The 17,477-nt window shown below is 58.6% G+C and carries 20 protein-coding genes; 16 read left to right on the plus strand and 4 right to left on the minus strand.

Going from position 1 to position 17,477, the window contains the following annotated elements; all coding sequences use genetic code 11:
* The 6 genes from fliD to JNM42_RS18175 all read left to right on the plus strand — a co-directional run.
* A partial coding sequence (fliD, locus tag JNM42_RS18150) for a flagellar filament capping protein FliD (protein ID WP_294273603.1) occupies positions 1-583 on the plus strand: 583 nt, incomplete at its 5' end.
* Positions 584-598: 15 nt separating this feature from the next.
* Positions 599-1,006 carry a flagellar export chaperone FliS gene (fliS, locus tag JNM42_RS18155; protein WP_294273605.1) on the plus strand — a complete coding sequence of 136 codons (408 nt, stop codon included), beginning with the start codon at positions 599-601 and terminating at the stop codon, positions 1,004-1,006.
* 7 nt (positions 1,007-1,013) lie between these two features.
* On the plus strand, positions 1,014-1,343 hold the full coding sequence (locus JNM42_RS18160) for a flagellar protein FliT (protein WP_294273608.1): 330 nt from the start codon (positions 1,014-1,016) through the stop codon (positions 1,341-1,343).
* Entirely contained in the window at positions 1,340-2,521 is a 1,182-nt protein-coding gene (locus JNM42_RS18165; RefSeq protein ID WP_294273610.1) for a flagellar hook-length control protein FliK, read from the plus strand. Before JNM42_RS18160 ends, JNM42_RS18165 begins: the two co-directional genes overlap by 4 nt.
* Entirely contained in the window at positions 2,502-2,828 is a 327-nt protein-coding gene (locus JNM42_RS18170; protein WP_294273615.1) for an EscU/YscU/HrcU family type III secretion system export apparatus switch protein, read from the plus strand. Before JNM42_RS18165 ends, JNM42_RS18170 begins: the two co-directional genes overlap by 20 nt.
* A 131-nt stretch (positions 2,829-2,959) precedes the next feature.
* A complete protein-coding gene (locus tag JNM42_RS18175) occupies positions 2,960-3,541 on the plus strand; it encodes a hypothetical protein (RefSeq protein ID WP_294273619.1) in 582 nt (193 codons plus the stop codon).
* 58 nt (positions 3,542-3,599) lie between these two features.
* Here the strand turns inward: JNM42_RS18175 and JNM42_RS18180 are convergent, their stop codons facing one another.
* Entirely contained in the window at positions 3,600-4,481 is an 882-nt protein-coding gene (locus JNM42_RS18180) for a Dyp-type peroxidase (RefSeq protein WP_294273622.1), read from the minus strand.
* Positions 4,482-4,499: 18 nt separating this feature from the next.
* Complete coding sequence (glnE, locus tag JNM42_RS18185; protein ID WP_294273625.1) at positions 4,500-7,229, minus strand: bifunctional [glutamate--ammonia ligase]-adenylyl-L-tyrosine phosphorylase/[glutamate--ammonia-ligase] adenylyltransferase; 2,730 nt, start codon at positions 7,227-7,229, stop codon at positions 4,500-4,502.
* A 229-nt stretch (positions 7,230-7,458) separates the two neighbouring features.
* Between glnE and JNM42_RS18190 the strand changes: the two genes are divergently transcribed.
* The 10 genes from JNM42_RS18190 to murA all read left to right on the plus strand — a co-directional run bounded on the left by JNM42_RS18190 (position 7,459) and on the right by murA (position 14,624).
* A complete protein-coding gene (locus JNM42_RS18190; RefSeq protein WP_294273657.1) occupies positions 7,459-8,271 on the plus strand; it encodes an ABC transporter ATP-binding protein in 813 nt (270 codons plus the stop codon).
* On the plus strand, positions 8,264-9,070 hold the full coding sequence (gene mlaE, locus JNM42_RS18195; RefSeq protein WP_294273628.1) for a lipid asymmetry maintenance ABC transporter permease subunit MlaE: 807 nt from the start codon (positions 8,264-8,266) through the stop codon (positions 9,068-9,070). The genes JNM42_RS18190 and mlaE overlap by 8 nt, the downstream gene beginning before the upstream one ends.
* Positions 9,070-9,540: an outer membrane lipid asymmetry maintenance protein MlaD gene (gene mlaD / locus JNM42_RS18200; RefSeq protein WP_294273630.1), complete on the plus strand. Its 471-nt coding sequence runs from the start codon at positions 9,070-9,072 to the stop codon at positions 9,538-9,540. The genes mlaE and mlaD overlap by 1 nt, the downstream gene beginning before the upstream one ends.
* Before the next feature lie 27 nt (positions 9,541-9,567).
* Positions 9,568-10,281: a VacJ family lipoprotein gene (locus JNM42_RS18205; protein WP_294273633.1), complete on the plus strand. Its 714-nt coding sequence runs from the start codon at positions 9,568-9,570 to the stop codon at positions 10,279-10,281.
* Between the two features lie 35 nt (positions 10,282-10,316).
* Complete coding sequence (locus JNM42_RS18210) at positions 10,317-10,931, plus strand: phospholipid-binding protein MlaC (RefSeq protein ID WP_294273636.1); 615 nt, start codon at positions 10,317-10,319, stop codon at positions 10,929-10,931.
* Entirely contained in the window at positions 10,928-11,221 is a 294-nt protein-coding gene (locus JNM42_RS18215; RefSeq protein WP_294273638.1) for an STAS domain-containing protein, read from the plus strand. The genes JNM42_RS18210 and JNM42_RS18215 overlap by 4 nt, the downstream gene beginning before the upstream one ends.
* 232 nt (positions 11,222-11,453) lie before the next feature.
* Entirely contained in the window at positions 11,454-12,380 is a 927-nt protein-coding gene (locus JNM42_RS18220) for an ABC transporter ATP-binding protein (RefSeq protein ID WP_294273640.1), read from the plus strand.
* Entirely contained in the window at positions 12,377-13,129 is a 753-nt protein-coding gene (locus JNM42_RS18225; RefSeq protein WP_294273643.1) for an ABC transporter permease, read from the plus strand. The genes JNM42_RS18220 and JNM42_RS18225 overlap by 4 nt, the downstream gene beginning before the upstream one ends.
* Before the next feature lie 3 nt (positions 13,130-13,132).
* A complete protein-coding gene (locus JNM42_RS18230) occupies positions 13,133-13,378 on the plus strand; it encodes a BolA family protein (RefSeq protein WP_294273646.1) in 246 nt (81 codons plus the stop codon).
* The gene (gene murA / locus JNM42_RS18235) at positions 13,371-14,624 is read left to right on the plus strand and encodes a UDP-N-acetylglucosamine 1-carboxyvinyltransferase (protein ID WP_294273649.1); all 1,254 of its coding nucleotides are present in this window, start codon (positions 13,371-13,373) and stop codon (positions 14,622-14,624) included. Before JNM42_RS18230 ends, murA begins: the two co-directional genes overlap by 8 nt.
* Positions 14,625-15,228: 604 nt before the next feature.
* Here murA and JNM42_RS18240 read toward each other — a convergent pair.
* Both JNM42_RS18240 and JNM42_RS18245 read right to left on the minus strand, forming a co-directional pair.
* Positions 15,229-15,786: a DUF882 domain-containing protein gene (locus JNM42_RS18240; RefSeq protein WP_294273652.1), complete on the minus strand. Its 558-nt coding sequence runs from the start codon at positions 15,784-15,786 to the stop codon at positions 15,229-15,231.
* A 24-nt stretch (positions 15,787-15,810) separates the two neighbouring features.
* Positions 15,811-17,433, minus strand: coding sequence for a L,D-transpeptidase family protein (locus JNM42_RS18245; RefSeq protein WP_294273654.1), 1,623 nt, complete (start codon positions 17,431-17,433; stop codon positions 15,811-15,813).
* Between the last annotated feature and the right edge of the window lie 44 nt (positions 17,434-17,477).

Consider the following 17,477-nt stretch of genomic DNA (forward strand, 5'->3'; position numbering starts at 1 on the left):
CAAGGACAACGCCGCGGTTACCAGCAGCCTTAATACTTTCATCAAGGCTTACAACGATACCTTGAAGGTGATTAAAGATCTCGGCAACTACGATGCCGCAAACAAGAAAGCCTCGACCCTGACCGGCGACTCAACCTTACGCGCATCACAAGCGCAACTACGTTCAGTATTATTTGCTGCCAGTGGTGGAAGCAATGCCAATCTGCAGCGGCTGTCCGATCTTGGCGTCAGCATTCAAACCGACGGAACGCTCAAAATGGATTCGACCAAGCTCTCAGCGGCCATCACCAGCGATTTTGCCAATGTGGCGTTGCTGGTCGCCGATGTAGGCTCGCGCTTCAAAACCACGGTGTCGGGGCTGATTTCTGCTGATGGCTCAGTAACCGCCCGAATCGACGGAATCAACAGTACGGTCAAGGATATCGGCAAGCGCCGTGAAGCGATATCGTTGAGTTTACAGAAAATTGAAAGCAATTATCGCCGACAGTTCAACGCGCTCGATTTGCAGGTCGCGAACTTGCAGGCCTTGAGCGCGCGCCTGACACAGCAATTAGCCAGCCTGCCTTCGTTCAAGAATAATTAGCAAGGAGAACAGTTCATGTTCGGCTCACCACGCAACCCGGTTGCGGCCTACGCCAGTATTGGCGTCGAGACTTCGGTTCCTACAGCCGACCCGCATCAGTTGATCATGCTGCTGTTTGAAGGCGCAAAAATAGCCATTTCGGCAGCAAAACTGAACATGACGCAAGGCAATATTGCGCAGAAAGGCAGTTCGATCTCCAAAGCGATCGACATTATCACCAATGGACTCAAAGCCAGTCTCAACTATGACGAGGGAGGCGATCTGTCGCAAAAGCTCGGCGCGCTCTATGACTACATGACACAACGCCTGTTGTGGGCCAACCTGAAAAACGACACAGCAACACTGGATGAAGTGATGCGACTTTTGAGCGAACTGCACGCGGCCTGGGCACAGATTGCGCCGAGTACTGAAAAGGCGGCCTGAGGCCGCCATGAGCGTGCTGGACTTCTATATAACAGCGAGTGCACTCACCGGCCGCATGCTTGACGCCGCTCGAGAGCAAAACTGGGACGAGTTAATCTCCGTAGGCACGGATCGTGATCGGCTCCTTGAGTCTCTGCCCGTAGCAATTCTCCCGATGTCACCGCAGGATAGCGAGCAGGTGGCGCGGCTGATCAAGGAAATCCTGGCATGTCACACTGAAATTTCCGAGCGCGCTGGCCCCTGGCTCGAACATACCGCAACGCTATTGGCGGCATTTGATCAGAGAAGTAGCACAACGGTGTCAACAATACAGATAAGCCCGACTGAAACGCGATGATCCCCGCCGACATTGCCAGCCGCCTGCAGATCTCCGCCGACGCTGCACTGCGGCCAGTGGCCCCGGCGCAGGAAATCGCCGACAAGCTCTCCGGTCTGGTGGCCGGCCAGAAAGTCATGGCGGAAATCCAGGCACTGCTCCCCAACGGCACCTACCGTGCCCTGATCAACCAACGCACTGTCACGCTGGCCTTGCCTTTTGCGGCCAGAAGCGGCGATGCGCTCGAACTCCAGGTGACCGAGTCGAATGGCAAACTGGCGCTGGCCGTTGTCACCCGTGCGGAGGGAGAAGGCGGCAAGGCGAGCGCAACAACGTCGTCAACGCTGAGTCAGACCGGCCAATTGATCGGCACGCTCTTTTCCGGCGCCCGCGAAGCCAAAGGTGGCGCGACAGCCTTGCCACTCAACGCGAATCAGCCGCTTGCCGGTACCCCGCCCAAAAACGCACAGGACTTGCTGCCATTGCTCAAGCAGGCGATCTCGCAAAGCGGGATGTTTTACGAATCGCATCAGGCAGAATGGGTCGAAGGCCGTTTTACAAAGGCGGCGCTGCTGCTGGAACCTCAGGGAAAGCTGTCTTCGCCTTTGGCATTCAGCACCGCGAGCGCCGACCAACAGGCCAGTGCGGCATTGCTGAAATCTCCGATGTCTGCAAACCTGGGCGAACCGGCGACCACGCCGCGCCTTGCCACCGACGTGGCGCAAACACCGGGCAGCAGCAGTGTCGATGGCAGCAAGACGGGCGCAGCCCAGTCACCAGGACTGACACCAGGCCAACTGATTGCCCCGCAGACACAAGCCCTTGTCCAGCAGCAACTGGAATCTCTGGCGACACAAAACTTTTCCTGGCAGGGGCAGATCTGGCCGGGTCAGGAAATGCGCTGGGAAATTGACGAGGATGATGCTCGCCGCGCGCAGGAGGGCGATGAGGTGGTGGCAAAGTGGTCGACACGGCTGCACCTGACGCTTCCCAATCTGGGCGAAATCAACGCCCAGATCAGGCTTCAGGGTAAGCTGATTACCCTGGTGATGAGTGCCGGCAATCAAGAAACACGCGCCCTGATGCGTGCTTCGAGTGTGGCTCTGCGTTCTCAGCTTGATGAAGCCGGCCTGACGCTGGCCTCGATGGGAGTTGACGCACTGAGCGAAAGCAAACCAGATGACCAGGCCGGACAATGATCCGCTGAAAAGCGCTATCGCTCTGGCCTACAGCCAGAGCGACGCGGCACCGCGGGTGGTGGCCAAAGGACGCGGACTGATCGCTCAGACAATCATCGCGCGCGCGCGCGAACACGGCGTGTATGTGCACGAATCGCCGGAACTCGTCTCGCTGCTCATGCAAATAGACCTTGATCAGCGCATTCCACCGCAACTCTATATCGCCGTTTCGGAATTGCTGGCCTGGGTCTATCGCCTGGAAAGCGGTCAACCGGTAACTGTTGCCCCCGTTCTTTCGACATTGCCGGAAGTGTTGGAGAAGCAGTAGTCGCACACTTTCGCAGTTTTGTTGGTAGTTCAGCAATTCTTTCGGAAACTCACAATTGCTTCGGGTCAGCCCGACTTCAGCAATTCGCAGCAGGTTCACTCAATTCCCACGAAGTACGCGAGTGTAACCGATTGATTGATACAGGCCTGCTCGCAGCGCTCACTCACAATACGGCCTGCATGTTCGCCAAGTCCCTTTCAGAACCTTCTTCACCAGAGGCTTCAGCTGCTTCGTTTCCTCCACAACTGCTCCGGTTGCTACCGGTCGGAACGAAAATTACCGGGCGGGATTCGCACCCGCTGGAAGACAGCACCTTGGCACGGCGCACGTTAAACTTCGGTCATGCAGGTTCTGTCCGTGGTTGTAGTAGCTGCGCTGCGCGGTTTGGGACCATCGATCTTCTGACGCGTCTGCAGGCGCCGCCGAAGGCCCCGCTGTATCTGGATACGGGATTGATCTTGCCGACGCTTACCAGTCATCTGGCAGGCAGTACGGCGATGATGGGCGCCATGGCCGAGATGCTGCGGGTTGGTACGCCGAGCGTCGAATTGTTAAACCAGAGCGCCGGTTTCCTGATCCAGCCGCTCGATATTCCTGGCGGCGTCAACTTGATTGTGGCCGACCGGCGCGTTGCCGTAGTCTGTAGACTCGCTGCCCCGGGGGCTGTCGCTGGCATCTTCACGCGAATGCACAGACAGGCGCTGCTCGGTTAGTCAATGCTCATTTTGAAACTGCTGCATCGCGGAATGCCGGCCATCATGGGCTGACAATTCAGAGTCCCAGCGGCGAGAGATCGAGCTGGCCGTCCTTGAGTGCCGGGCACCAGAAATACGCGCCGGAGACAGGCCGGGTAAAGTTGAACAAGGCGTCGACGATGCCGTCCTCGGCGCCGATCATGCGCTTGAGTTGCGCTTCGAAGGCGTCGAACGAGGCGCCGAAAGCGACGAACATCAGGCCGCCGGCGTTGCCTTCGGCCCACGGCATCGAACGGCGCAGCACGAAGGCTTCCGGGGTGAAGCTTTCCTGCGCGGTGCGTTTGACGTGCGCCGATTCCGGGGCGTCTTCCAGCTCCTCATTGTCGCTCTGCCGACGCCCGATGGCATTGTCCTGAGCGTCTTCCGGCATCGACTCGAAGCGTTCGAAGTTGTGGCACCAGCGCTGCGTGGCGACGAAGCTCGATCCGGCAAGCGCCGGTTGCTGTGCACCGACGATCGCCGCGCTGATGGCCGCGTCACCCGTCGGGTTCTCGGTCCCGTCCTCGTAGCCGGACAGGTCCCGTCCTTCGCCATATTTGAAGGCGTCCCAGGTTTCCTGGAGCTGGAAGGCGGGTGTCATGGCCCTGGTAATCCGTCGCGAACGGTGCAGGATTTCTCCCCGGTCAGCGCCGCGCAACCAGACCCAGGCGGCTTCCGGCGCGTTCTCGATGGAAAGCCCCGGTGCGCTGATCGGCGGAAAACTTTTCAGGCCGGGAATCTTCGCGCCCAGCGCGGAAACGAGACTTTTCCCGAATCCGGCGAGCGTGTTTTCGCCGTCAGCGAGTTCGCGTAGCGCTTGCAGGCACTCAACAAGGCGAGACGTGTCGGCCAGCGAAAAAGACAGGTAGCGTGCCAGATTCGGTAGCGGCAGGAGGATTCCGGGTTGTGCTGTAGTCATGGATAGCTCACGGGTTGTTCAGTCAAATACGGTTGCCCACAGCGCCTTCACGGCCTCGATGCGTCGGGCATGGGCAGCGCGTTCGACGCGTGCGCTGCTGATGCCGTTGAGGCGGAAGGCGTGCTGCAGGCGGCGGAATTCACGGTAGGTATTGCGTACCGGGTCGGCGAGAGACTGCGGGATGAGGCCGAGTTCGGCGGCAATGCCGAGCAGGGCGATGTTGCCGAGGTTGCCGCACAGGCGTTCGTGGCTATGCGCATGGCCGAGAACGAGGTATTGGACGATGAACTCGACATCGATCAGGCCGCCCGGATCCTGCTTGAGATCAAAGAATTCCTCGCTGTGCGAGGCGTGGTTGTCGAGCATGCGCTGGCGCATGCTCAGAACATCGGCCTTGAGTTTGGCAAGCTCGCGCGGCTGGCGCAGGATTTCAATACGCAGTGCTTCAAACCGGGCGCCCAGTTCGCGCTCGCCGGCACAAAAACGGGCGCGGGTGAGGGCCTGATGCTCCCAGGTCCAGGCGTCTTTCATCTGGTAATCGCGGAAGGCGTCGAAGGAGCTCACCAGCATGCCCGCTTCACCGTTCGGGCGCAAGCGGAAGTCGGTGTCGAAAAGCATGCCGGCCGAAGTCCGGCTCGACATCCAGGTGCTCATGCGCTGGCCGAGGCGGGCATACAACTCGCCGATATCGGGTTCGGGGTCGTTGTGCAGGTAAACGAGATCGAGATCCGAGCCGTAGCCGAGTTCCTTGCCGCCCAGCTTGCCGTAGGCGATGACGGCGAATTTCGGCGCTCGTTCCGGATGCGGGTGGCGGTTCTTCAGTTTGCTCCAGCACAGGTCGAGTGTCGTGATCACCACGATGTCGGCCAGTTCGGTGAGATGGTCGGCAAGGCGCTCGACGCTTTGCAGGCCGGCAATGTCCTGCGCCAGCAGGCGGAAGACCTGGGCGTGATGGGCTTCGCGCAGGATGTCCATTTCGCGTTCGGTATCGCCGGCGTGCTCGGCGAGATGTCGGTTCAGTTCAGCGCAGAAACTTGCCCAGTCGGTGGCAATTTCGTAGAGGCGTGGGTCGAGCACTTCATCAAGCAGGATCGGGTGCTGGGTCAGGAAGTCGGCCGCCCAGCCCGAACTGCCGATGATTTCGGCGACCTTGGACAGGGTCTGCGGATTCTGCTGCAGGAGGGCGAGATAGGCTCCGCGCCGGCTGATCGTGGCCAGAAAGTCGAGGCCGCGCTGCCAGGTGGCGTCCGGCATTTTGGTGGCGGCGGCCGCTTCGATCAGGCGCGGGCCGAGGGTGTCAAGACGCTCGCGATTCTGTGCCGGCAACTGCAGGTACTTGGCACTCCGGCGGAAGCTGCCGAGCTGTTCAAGCATGGCCTGCGGCTTGCGGAACCCCAGTTCGGAGAGTATCTCCAGCGCATCGTCGCCTTCGCTCTGTTCATACCACAGTCCGGCCAGCCGATGCGTGCCCTGGTCCGGGTCGGAAAAGATGGCCTCGAAATGCCTTGAAACGCGCTGGCGATGCGCGTCGAGAGCCGCCAGCAAGGCCGGCCAGTCGGTGAAGCCCATCGCCACGGCGATCGCCTGGCGCTCGTCGTCACGGGTCGGCAGCATATGGGTTTGCGCGTCATTGACGTATTGCAGGCGGTGCTCCAGGCGACGCAAAAATTCGTAGGCTTCGACCAGTTCGCGCTCGCTGTCGGCGGGCAGCAGGCGGCGTGCGACGAGCAGCGGCAGCACCTTGAGCGTCGGGCGAAGCTGCAGGGCCGGGTCGCGACCACCGCGAATCAACTGAAAAACCTGCGCCATGAACTCGATTTCACGGATGCCGCCGGGGCCCAGCTTGATGTGGTCGGCCATGTCCTTGCGCACCACTTCGCGGCGAATCTGCGCATGCAGGTCGCGCATGGCGTTGATCGCACCGAAGTCGAGATATTTGCGGAAGATGAAAGAGCGCGCGATTTGTTCCAGCGCGCTCCGCCACTGCGTTTGCAGATTGTCGCCCTCGTTCATCACGCGCGCCTTGATCCAGGCGTAACGCTCCCATTCACGACCCTGCGTGATGAAGTAATTTTCGAGCGAGACGAGCGAACAGACAAGCGGGCCCGAGTCGCCATTCGGGCGCAGGCGCATGTCGACGCGGAACACCTGCCCGTCGCCAGTGATTTCGCCGAGTACAGCAATCAGGCGCTTGCCGAGGCGGACAAAGAAATCGTAGGCATCGATCCGGTGGCTTCCATCGGGGGAGCCGGCGGTTTCGCCTTCCTCGGGGTAGATGAAAATGTAGTCGACGTCGGAAGAGACGTTGAGCTCGCGCCCGCCGAGCTTGCCCATGCCGATCACCAGCAGGCGCTGTGGCTGCCCCTGGCTGTCGAGCGGTTCGCCAAACTGGGCGACGAGCCGGCGATGCACGAAATCGAGTGCAAAGTTGGTTGACACATCAGCGAGTTGCGTCATGCTTTCAACCACTTCGGCAAGCGCTGCCTGGCCGCCGATGTCACGCACCATAAGGGCGGCCATGATGCGCTGGCGGAGCTGGCGCAACACCCGCTTGAGTCCAGCTTCGTCGAGCGGGGCTGCGGTCTGAAGAAACTCGCGCATCAGTTCGCCGTCAAGTGGACGAGCGGCATGTTCATGCAGCCAGGTGACGATTTCCGGGCGTGCTTCGAGCAACTGGCGCAGGTAACGGCTGTGCGTCAGTGCCGGCTGCCATGCGGACGGGAGTGGATTGTTGGGTTTTTCGCTCATTTTTTGCCGGGTGGCGGGTCTTTCTCTGGCCTGTTGCGGATAGTGAAGCCAGTATCATAAGGACCGCCCAATGGATGCTAACCGACACCAACTGATCATGCAACGCCGGGACGTGATCAAGCATGCCCTTTTGCTAACAAGATCAGGTATCACTGGTATCGCTTTGTTGCGCAAGGCAATCCGGCCTTCGGGTATAATCGACCCCTATTTTTCCTTGCGGATTAACATTGTGCCCGCCGACAGCCTGGTCAAGATTACCGATATCTATTTCGCTTACGACGAGCGGGCTATCCTCAATGGAATCACCATGGAGATCCCGCGCGGCAAGCTGATCGCCATCATGGGTAACTCAGGGTGTGGCAAGACGACCCTGCTGCGCCTGATCGGCGGCCAGCTCAAGCCAACCGGCGGCACCCTGCTGGTCGATGGCCAGTCGGTTCCGGACATGAAGCATGCCGAGCTTTATGCGATGCGTCGACGCATGGGGATGCTGTTCCAGTTTGGCGCGTTGTTCACCGATATTTCGGTTTTCGACAATGTCGCTTATCTGATGCGTGAACATACCGATCTGCCGGAAGAGATGATTCGCGACATGGTGATGATGAAGCTCAATGCCGTCGGCTTGCGCGGCGCACACCAGTTGATGCCCTCCGAACTGTCTGGCGGCATGGCACGGCGGGTTGCCCTGGCACGGGCGATCGCACTCGATCCGATGCTGGTCATGTATGACGAGCCGTTTGCCGGGCTCGATCCGATCTCGATGGGCGTCATCGGTCAACTCATTCGCAAGCTCAATGACGCACTCGGCGCGACGACGCTGCTGGTGACCCATGATGTTCATGAGGCGATGCAGATTGTCGATTACGTTTATTTTGTTTCTGACGGGCGGATCGTTGCGCAGGGAACGCCGGACGAGATCCGCGCTTCCGCCGATCCTTTCGTACATCAGTTTGTTTTTGGCGAAGCCGATGGCCCCGTGCATTTCCATTATCCGGCGACTTACTTCGGGCTCGACTTGATGCGCAAGGGTGCTCATGGCTGATAAAGACTTCGCTACGCTGATCGAATTGATCCGAAGTGTCGGCCATCGCCTGAACAGCGCTGTGCAGCGTCTGGGCTTTGCTGCGCGCTTCTTCTTGATGATTCTGGTCTACTCCGGGCAGTCATTCCGGCGTCTGCATCTGACGATTCGAGAAATCTATTTCTCCGGTTTTCAGTCGCTGCTGATCATTCTGGTTTCCGGACTGTTCATCGGCATGGTGCTCGGCATGCAGGGATATGAGACCTTGCAGCGCTACGGCGCGTCCGAAGCGCTTGGTGTACTGGTGGCCCTGTCGCTGACGCGAGAGCTGGGGCCGGTGGTTGCGGCACTGCTCTTTGCCTCGCGCGCCGGTTCGGCGATTACGGCGGAAATCGGCCTGATGAAGGCCACCGAGCAACTCACCGCGATGGACATGATGGCGGTCAATCCGATTGCCCGTGTCGTGGCCCCGAGGTTCTGGGGCGGGGTCATTTCGATGCCGTTGCTGGCGGCCCTGTTCTCGGCGGTCGGCGTCTTCGGGGGCTATCTCGTCGGGGTGGTACTGATCGGTGTCGATGAAGGCGCTTTCTGGGCACAGATGCAGGGGTCGGTAGATTTCCGTTATGACATTTGGAATGGTGTGGTGAAGAGTTTCGTTTTTGGGGTGGCCGTATCCCTGATTGCCGTTTTCGAAGGCTACGACGCAGTGCCGACTGCCGAGGGCGTATCGAATTCGATCAAAAGAACGGTAGTGTATTCCGCGCTGGCCATTCTGGCGCTGGATTTTGTGTTGACCTCCTTCATGTTCCGGGGGCTTTGATGAGTCGCAAACTGATTGATCTCTGGGTAGGTTTTTTTGTTGTCATGGGTATTGCCGCACTGTTGTTTTTAGCACTAAGAGTCGGCAACCTTTCGTCGGCCAATTTTGCCGAGACTTACCCGTTGACGGCCAAGTTTGATAACATCGGTGGCCTGAAGGTGCGTGGACCGGTGAAGAGTGCGGGTGTGGTTGTCGGGCGGGTGACAGAGATTCGCTTCGATCCCGAAACCTACGAAGCGGTGACGATGCTGACAATTGACAGTCGCTATCGCTTCCCAAAGGACACCTTTGCCAGCATCCTGACGGCGGGTTTGCTCGGTGAGCAGTACATCGGTCTGGACGCCGGCGGTGACGAGAAAATGCTGAAGGCGGGCGACGTCATCGCCAAAACGCAATCGGCAGTGGTGCTGGAAAAGCTGATCAGTCAGTTCATGTTCAACAAGGCGTCCGAAGGTACGGACAAGAAATAACAGGAAGGGTCGTTCGTGAAAATTCAAATGAGAAAGCACCTGGTTTCCGCGGCATTCGCCGGAGTAATCCTGAGTGGACTGGGCGGCTGCGCGACAACGGAGAGCAATCCCAATGACCCCTTTGAAAGCTTCAACCGTGCCATGTTGGCGGTGAATGACGGCATCGACGTGGTGGTCAAGCCAGTCGCCCAAGGCTATGACGCCGCAGCGCCGCTGCCCGTGAAGGCCGGTATTGGCAACTTCTTCGGCAATCTCTGGGATGTATTGACGGCAGTCAACAACCTGTTGCAGGGCAAGGGCGGGCAAGGATTCTCCGATATCGGTCGCGTGCTGATCAATTCGACGATCGGCATCGGCGGCGTCTTTGACGTGGCCAGCGAGATGGGGCTGGAGAAACACACCGAAGATTTTGGCCAGACCATGGGGGTCTGGGGTATCGATGAAGGTCCTTTTTTCATGTGGCCACTGATCGGGCCGCGTACGACGCGGGATACCTTCGGCTGGGCCGTCGATTCCTATATGGACCCGGTCTGGCATGTCGATAACATTGCTTTGCGTAATTCGATGGTCGGCGTGCGCTATATCGACCTGCGCGCCACTCTGCTGCAAACCGACAAGGTCGTTGAGCAGGCGGCGATCGATCGTTACATCTACATCCGTGATGCCTATCTGCAAAACCGGCGCAGTGAAATCAGGGATGGTGCTGACAATGTCGATTGCAAGATGAGCCGTTGTTACTGACGGTGACGGACAAGATCTGTTATTGAGAGGGATGGATGAAATCGTTTTTTTCGCTGGTTGTGGGCTTGTTCCTGTTAAGTACGTCGGCATGGGCTCAAGAGGTCTCCCCGGACGCACTGATCAAGAAGGTCACGGAAGATGTGCTGACCATCGTCCGTCAGGACAAGGACATCCAGAACGGGAATACCAAGAAAGCCATCGATCTGGTTGAGGCCAAGGTGCTGCCCCATTTCGATTTCCAGCACATGACCGCGCTGGCGATGGGCAAGGACTGGAACAAGGCAACGCCCGAGCAGAAAAAACGCCTGTCCGAGGAGTTCAAGACGCTCCTCGTTCGCACCTACTCGAATGCGCTTACCGGCTACCGCGACCAGATGGTGCGCTACAAGCCGAGCAAAATGCAATACGGCGACACCGAGGTGCTGGTCAGGACCGAGATCCTCAAGCCGGGGAACAAGCCGATAGCGCTTGACTACGCACTGGAAAAAGAGGCTGACGGCTGGAAGATTTTTGACGTCATCGTCGCCGGCGTCAGTCTGGTGACCAACTATCGCGACACCTTCAATCAGGAGGTCCGCGCCAACGGGATCGACGGGCTGGTCAAAATGCTGGTGACCAAGAACAATCAGATGGATCCCGGCAAGAAATGATTGAACAGAACGGTGACGGGCTGCGCGTTACAGGCCCGATGTTGATCGCCAACGCCAGCGCCCTGCTTCGAGCAGGGCGTGGTTTTTTGCGTTCCCGGGCCACTGCCGGCGAGCTCGTTTTCGATCTGTCCTCGGTTGAGGAAACGGATTCATCGGCGTTGAGCGTCATTTTCGGCTTGTTGCGTACGGCCCGCGATTGCGGGGTGACGATGCGTATTGCTCATCCGCCGGCCAGCATGATCAGCCAGGCCGCGCTTTACGGCGTTTCCGATTCTCTCCCGCTCGCCTGATCGGCGCGCGCGTCAGTCGTAAGCGGTCATCGACCTGGTCCTGTACCCCATACCCCACGTGGCCTGCATGCACTTTACCCTCCCTTGCAGGGCGCATTGCGGCTTGGCAGCCGGAATCGCTCGATTGGCACGGAGCAAACTCCGCGATTTCCCAATCTCGCCCCCCGGCTCCTCTCCCAGAGGGCGAGGGGCGATTCGAGAGTCGCTAGCGCGGCTTTCATATTGATCGGCCATGGGCGTCGCCGTTTCCATTCAGCAACTCGTAAAGTCTTTCGGCAGCCTGCGGGCGCTTGATGGCGTTTCACTGGACATTGCCGAGGGCGAGTTCTTTGGCCTGCTGGGGCCTAACGGCGCTGGCAAGACGACACTGATTTCCTGCCTGGCCGGGCTGGTTCGCCCGGATCAAGGCCAGTTGAGCGTGCTCGGCTGCGATGTGCTTGCCGATTACCGCGAGGCGCGCCGCCGGCTCGGCGTGGTGCCGCAAGAGCTGGTTTTCGACCCTTTCTTTTCGGTGCGCGAGACCTTGCGCATCCAGTCCGGCTACTTCGGCATCCGCAACAACGAGGCCTGGATCGACGAGATACTGGAAAACCTCGATCTGACGGCCAAGGCCAATGTCAATATGCGCCGGCTGTCGGGCGGCATGAAGCGGCGCGTACTGGTGGCGCAGGCGCTGGTGCACAAGCCGCCGGTGATCGTTCTCGACGAACCGACGGCCGGTGTCGACGTCGAATTGCGTCAGGGCTTGTGGCACTTCGTCCAGCGCCTCAACCGCGAGGGCCATACGGTCATCCTGACCACGCATTATCTTGAGGAAGCGGAAGCGCTCTGCGGACGCATTGCGATGCTCAAGCAGGGTCGTATCGTCGCGCTCGATACGACCAGCAACCTGCTGGCGCGCTTCACGCGGCACACGCTCAACTTGCGCCTGAGCAATGAGTCCGGCCTGCCCGAAGCCTTGCGTGTACGGGCCACGAGCAATGAGGGTACCTGGGTTTTCCGTCTGGCCGGATTCGACGAGATCGAACCCCTGCTGGCGGCCATTCGCCAGGCCGGTTGCACGATCGACGACCTGCGGCTGACGCAGACCGACCTTGAAGATGTTTTTGTCGGCGTCATGCAAGCGGCGGATGTCAGGGAAGGCATGGCCGTACGATGACCGGATTCCGTACACTGCTGTACAAGGAAGTGCTGCGCTTCTGGAAAGTCAGCTTCCAGACGGTTGCCGCACCGGTGCTGACCGCGCTGCTTTACCTGCTGATCTTCTCGCACGTGCTCGATGCACAGGTGCTGGTCAATGGCGTGCGTTATGCCGCCTTCCTGATCCCCGGGCTGGTGATGATGTCGGTATTGCAGAATGCCTTTGCCAACAGCTCGTCTAGTCTGATCCAGTCCAAGGTCACGGGCAGCATCGTGTTTGTCCTGCTGCCGCCGATTTCCTATGTCGAGTTCTTCCTGGCCTATGTCGTGGCCGCGCTGTTGCGCGGCCTGATGGTCGGCCTCGGCGTTCTGGTGGCGACCGCATGGCTGGCCCCGCTGACGTTTGTAGCGCCGTTCTGGATTCTCGCCTTCGCCATCATGGGCGGCGGCATCATGGGCTCGCTGGGAATGATTGCCGGTATCTGGGCCGACAAGTTCGACCAGCTCGCCGGCTTCCAGAACTTCCTGATCATGCCCTTGACCATGCTCTCCGGCGTCTTCTACTCGATCCACTCGCTGCCGCTGTTCTGGCAGCAGGTATCGCATTTCAATCCCGTCTTCTATATGATCGACGGCTTTCGTTTCGGTTTCTTCGGTGTTTCGGACGTGGCGCCCGGAACGAGTCTGGCCGTCGTTGCCGTGAGTTTTATTATCGTTGCGCTGACTACGCTGGCCTTGCTGCGCAGCGGCTACAAATTGAGGTACTGAACCATGATGGAATCCGAACAAATCAAGAAAATCATTGCCGCCGGCTTGCCGTGCGAAGGACTGCACGTCGAGGGCGACGGCCAGCACTTCGAAGCGATCCTCGTCAGCTCCGAATTCATCGGCAAAAGCCGTGTCCAGCGCCAGCAACTGGTGAATGCCCTGTTGCGTTCGTATTTCGACAGCGGCGAACTGCACGCCCTGTCGATGAAAACGCTGACTCCCGAAGAGCGGAGTGCTCTTTGTGGATAAGCTACTGATCCAGGGCGGAACGCCGCTCTCCGGCGAGGCTGCCATTTCCGGCGCCAAGAATGCCGCGCTGCCGATTCTATGCGCCAGCCTGCTCACCGCCGAGCCCATGCATTTCATCAACGTGCCGCACCTCAACGACGTCTCGACCATGTTGCGCCTGATCGGTCAGATGGGCGTCGAGGTGACGATGGAAGGGAACGATGGCCTGGTTCTCAACAGTCACGGCCTGAACAATCCGACAGCACCGTATGACATGGTCAAAACCATGCGCGCCTCGATTCTCGTTCTCGGCCCGCTGCTGGCGCGTTGCGGCGAGGCCAAGGTGTCACTGCCCGGCGGTTGCGCCATCGGCGCCCGGCCGGTCGACCAGCACATCAAGGGCCTGCAGGCGATGGGCGCCGAAATTCGTGTCGAGAACGGTTACATCCTGGCCAGCGCCAGCCGCCTGAAAGGCGCGCGCATCGTGACCGACATGGTGACGGTAACCGGAACCGAGAACCTGATGATGGCTGCCGTACTGGCTGACGGCGAAACGATCATTGAAAACGCTGCGCGCGAGCCCGAGGTAGTCGACCTGGCCCATTGCCTGATCGCCATGGGCGCCCACATTTCAGGCGCCGGAACCGACAGCATCTGCATCGAAGGTGTTGAGCATCTGCACGGTGCGTCGCATTCGATCATGCCCGACCGCATCGAAACCGGCACCTATCTCTGTGCGGCGGCAATTACCGGCGGCCGCATACGGCTGACCAACACCTCGGCGGCCTACCTTGATTCGGTGGTGCAGAAACTGCGAGAAAGCGGTTGTGAGGTGAGCGCCGAGGACGACTCGATTTCAATCAACGCGCCGCCGCGACTCAAGTCAGTCAGCGTTCGCACTGAACCGTATCCGGCGTTCCCGACCGACATGCAGGCGCAATTCATGGCCATCAACTGCGTCGCTGACGGATCGGCGGTGATCCGCGAGACGATTTTCGAGAACCGCTTCATGCACGCCGTCGAGTTGATCCGCCTTGGCGCCGACATCAGGATCGATGCCAGCAATGCGCTGGTCACCGGCGTCCCACATCTCAACGGGGCGACGGTGATGGCCACCGACCTGCGTGCCTCGGCCAGCCTGGTCATCGCCGGCCTGGTTGCACAGGGCGAAACGCTGATCGAACGGATTTACCACCTTGATCGCGGCTATGAACGGATCGAGGAGAAACTGAGCAAGTTGGGCGCCCGTGTCAGGCGCGTACGCTGAGCGTGTTGCATTCGTTATTGATATGCAGCCGCCATTGAGCGTTACAGCATCAAGTGGCGACTCATAAAGATCTTACGGTTTGTTGATCGAACCAAAGGTGACGGTGGAGCGGCAAGAAATCGGACGCCCAGTGACTGAAAGAAGCGGAGTTAAGCGCCGGCTTGAGCGTCACAGCGTCGGCGCACATGCCAGCGCTTGTGTAAGCAAGGCTTTCCAACTCGCACCAAGTGCCATTGGAACATCGGGCCAGCATCGGATTAATTTTTACTGGAAATCGAGCCGATGCCCCAATGGCACGACGTGGGCGGGTGGAGACGACTTACCCGACAGGTTTTTTGTCTTTTTGCCCAAGGGGTTCGTCTTGGCCGACTGCGACCCTGAAAATTGACCAAATTTGTGGAAAATATATTTATTTTCCATGAGTCAAGGCAAACCGTATCGTTTAGACAAACCGGGTTGGCATCCCTCACGAAACCAAAACATACGAATTACGAACTCGCTCGGCAGTTCCCCGAAAAGCCTTGCGCCATCAGGGTTAACACAACCTGAAAAAATGCAAGGCAACACCTGAGAAAAAAGACCTCTTTCCAGTTTCTCTGGGTGTTTACCAATTGCGGAGGCGACCAGTATCGACATGTACGAACTGTTCTGTCTGGTAATAGCCGACACCTCCTACGCGGAGAGACAGTGCGACATCTCGCAAATCTGAGAGTGGAACGCCGGGGAGGCGCAGGTCTATCGCCTTTCCTTCCATGTGCAGGCTATGTTTGGCCACACCGCCGCCTCGGGTCTGGCGCAGGGTCATGTTGGTCAGCGGACTGCGATAACCCGAAATCACCTGAAACGGTTCGCTACCACCAAGTTCACATTGCAAGCGAAACAGCAGATCGAACAAATGCGGATCTATCGAGCCGACAACGCCAGAATAGTGATCCCTGAGAAAATGATTGAGGGCACTCAGGGCCTCTGGCAGGTAGTTCTCGCCGACAGCATACGTCAACGTCAGGTTTTCGCCAGTATGGGTATGAGAGAAGGATAGTGCACGTGCATCGGGCAATCCGGCCACGGCACTCCGGGCAAAAGGTAAGAGCGTGCCGGCCATGACCAATTGAGCGGTATGGCGCAAAAAGGCGCGGCGAGGGTGTCGATTGAAATTCGTCATCGATGTGTGCGAAATGTCAGGATTCTAATCTGTGCCGGCTTCCATCTGGCGAAAAATATTCGGCATATGGAAACGCTGGCGCAGGGCTTCGTCAAGCAAACGATCATGATCATAGATGTCCGGAAAAAAGTATACCCGTCCGTCTTTTTTTGCAATGGCGGTGAGATAGGCAATGACCACCGGCAAAGGCTCGGCAAGGCGCAGGGTGTTGGACTCCCCCCTGGCCATGGCTTTGCGGATGCGTTCTTCGTTCCATTCGGGTTCATTCTGCAGCACGTATCTGGCCAGCGCTACCGGATCCTGAACGCGGATGCAACCGTGGCTGAAATCTCTCCGGTCGCGGAGAAAGAGCGACGTTGCCGAAGTATGGTGCAGGTAGATGCTTTCGTCGTTGGGAAAGACAAATTTGATGTCACCCAACGGATTCTTTGGCCCAGGGCGCTGGCGAATACGCATCATTCCCCGCTGTACCGCCTGGAGATTTGCTTCTGAAGGAACGGCAATCACTGGGTTGTTGCCATTAACGAATTCAAAACCCTGCTGCGTGAAATAGGCTGGATCGCGCCGTAGCCGGGGGATGATTTCCTCTTTGGCGATGGACGGCGGAATATTCCAGTAGGGGCTGAACTCAATGAAGCGCATGTCCTCGTTAAACAAGGGGGTCCGCCTGTTCATCGCCTTGCCGACGACAACCTTCATGACAGATTTAACTTCCACTTTTCCATTCAGATTCTCGTACGCACGGAGAATAAATTCCGGAATATTGATAACGATCATGCGGGGCGCCAGAAGCAGTGGTGTCCAGCGCAAGCGCTCCATGGCCAATTCGATCTGGCGTACCCGCTGAACCGGCGAGATTTGCAACTGCGCCAGGGTTCCCTTCCCGATTACCCCATCGGGTTCCATACCATGCCGTAGTTGGAACGACTTGACGCCCTCAACCAGTTCTCCCTCGTAGCGCTTGCCGGGCACGGTGCCCACCGGCAAGTCGCCCAGTAGCACCAATCGTCGGGCCAGGCCAGTTGTACCGCTGTAGTCCTGGCCGGGCTCCAACTTAGTTCGAGTCAACGCCGGCAGGCCCTCCTCCCATGCCACCGCTACTGTGGGTTCATGGGCCAGCAAACGATAGTGTGCGAGGGCCTGACGCAAAGCAGCATAAAGCGGGATTTTCGGCTCCATCTGGCGAACCGCCTCGGTCACGCGGCAGTCGCTGACGGCAGCCTTTAGATAGGTCTGCGGATCTAGCTCCCATCGGGGTAACTCAGTGAATTTTGCATTTATCTCACGCGGATCTATCCGACCGTAGTGGAGATCCGATATGTAGCGGCTCATTGCTTTAGTCAGTTGCACATTCAGACTGGCCAACGCATCAGTTGGCAACCTCGGTTCGCTTTCTGCTCTGGCAACGGCATACGCAAGTTCTGTAGCGTCGTAATCTTCCGGATCCAAACCATCGATGGAGGCCGAAAGCAGTATTTCCACGGCCTGCCTTGCTTCGACCTTCGGACATCCTTGGTCAAACCAGAAAACGTCCCCGGCACCCCAAGGGTAGACTGGTTCCACGCCCAGTGCGAGAAGAAAGCCAAGCACTAGTAAGCGTCTATGCAACGCGATTTTTTCGAAGCCGATAAAAAGAGAAATCCGCATACGCCAACTATAACCCTGTTCCCAGGTGCAGTAACTTTATCTAA

It is taken from the genome of Propionivibrio sp. (assembly GCF_016790145.1).
GTDB lineage: Bacteria > Pseudomonadota > Gammaproteobacteria > Burkholderiales > Rhodocyclaceae > Propionivibrio.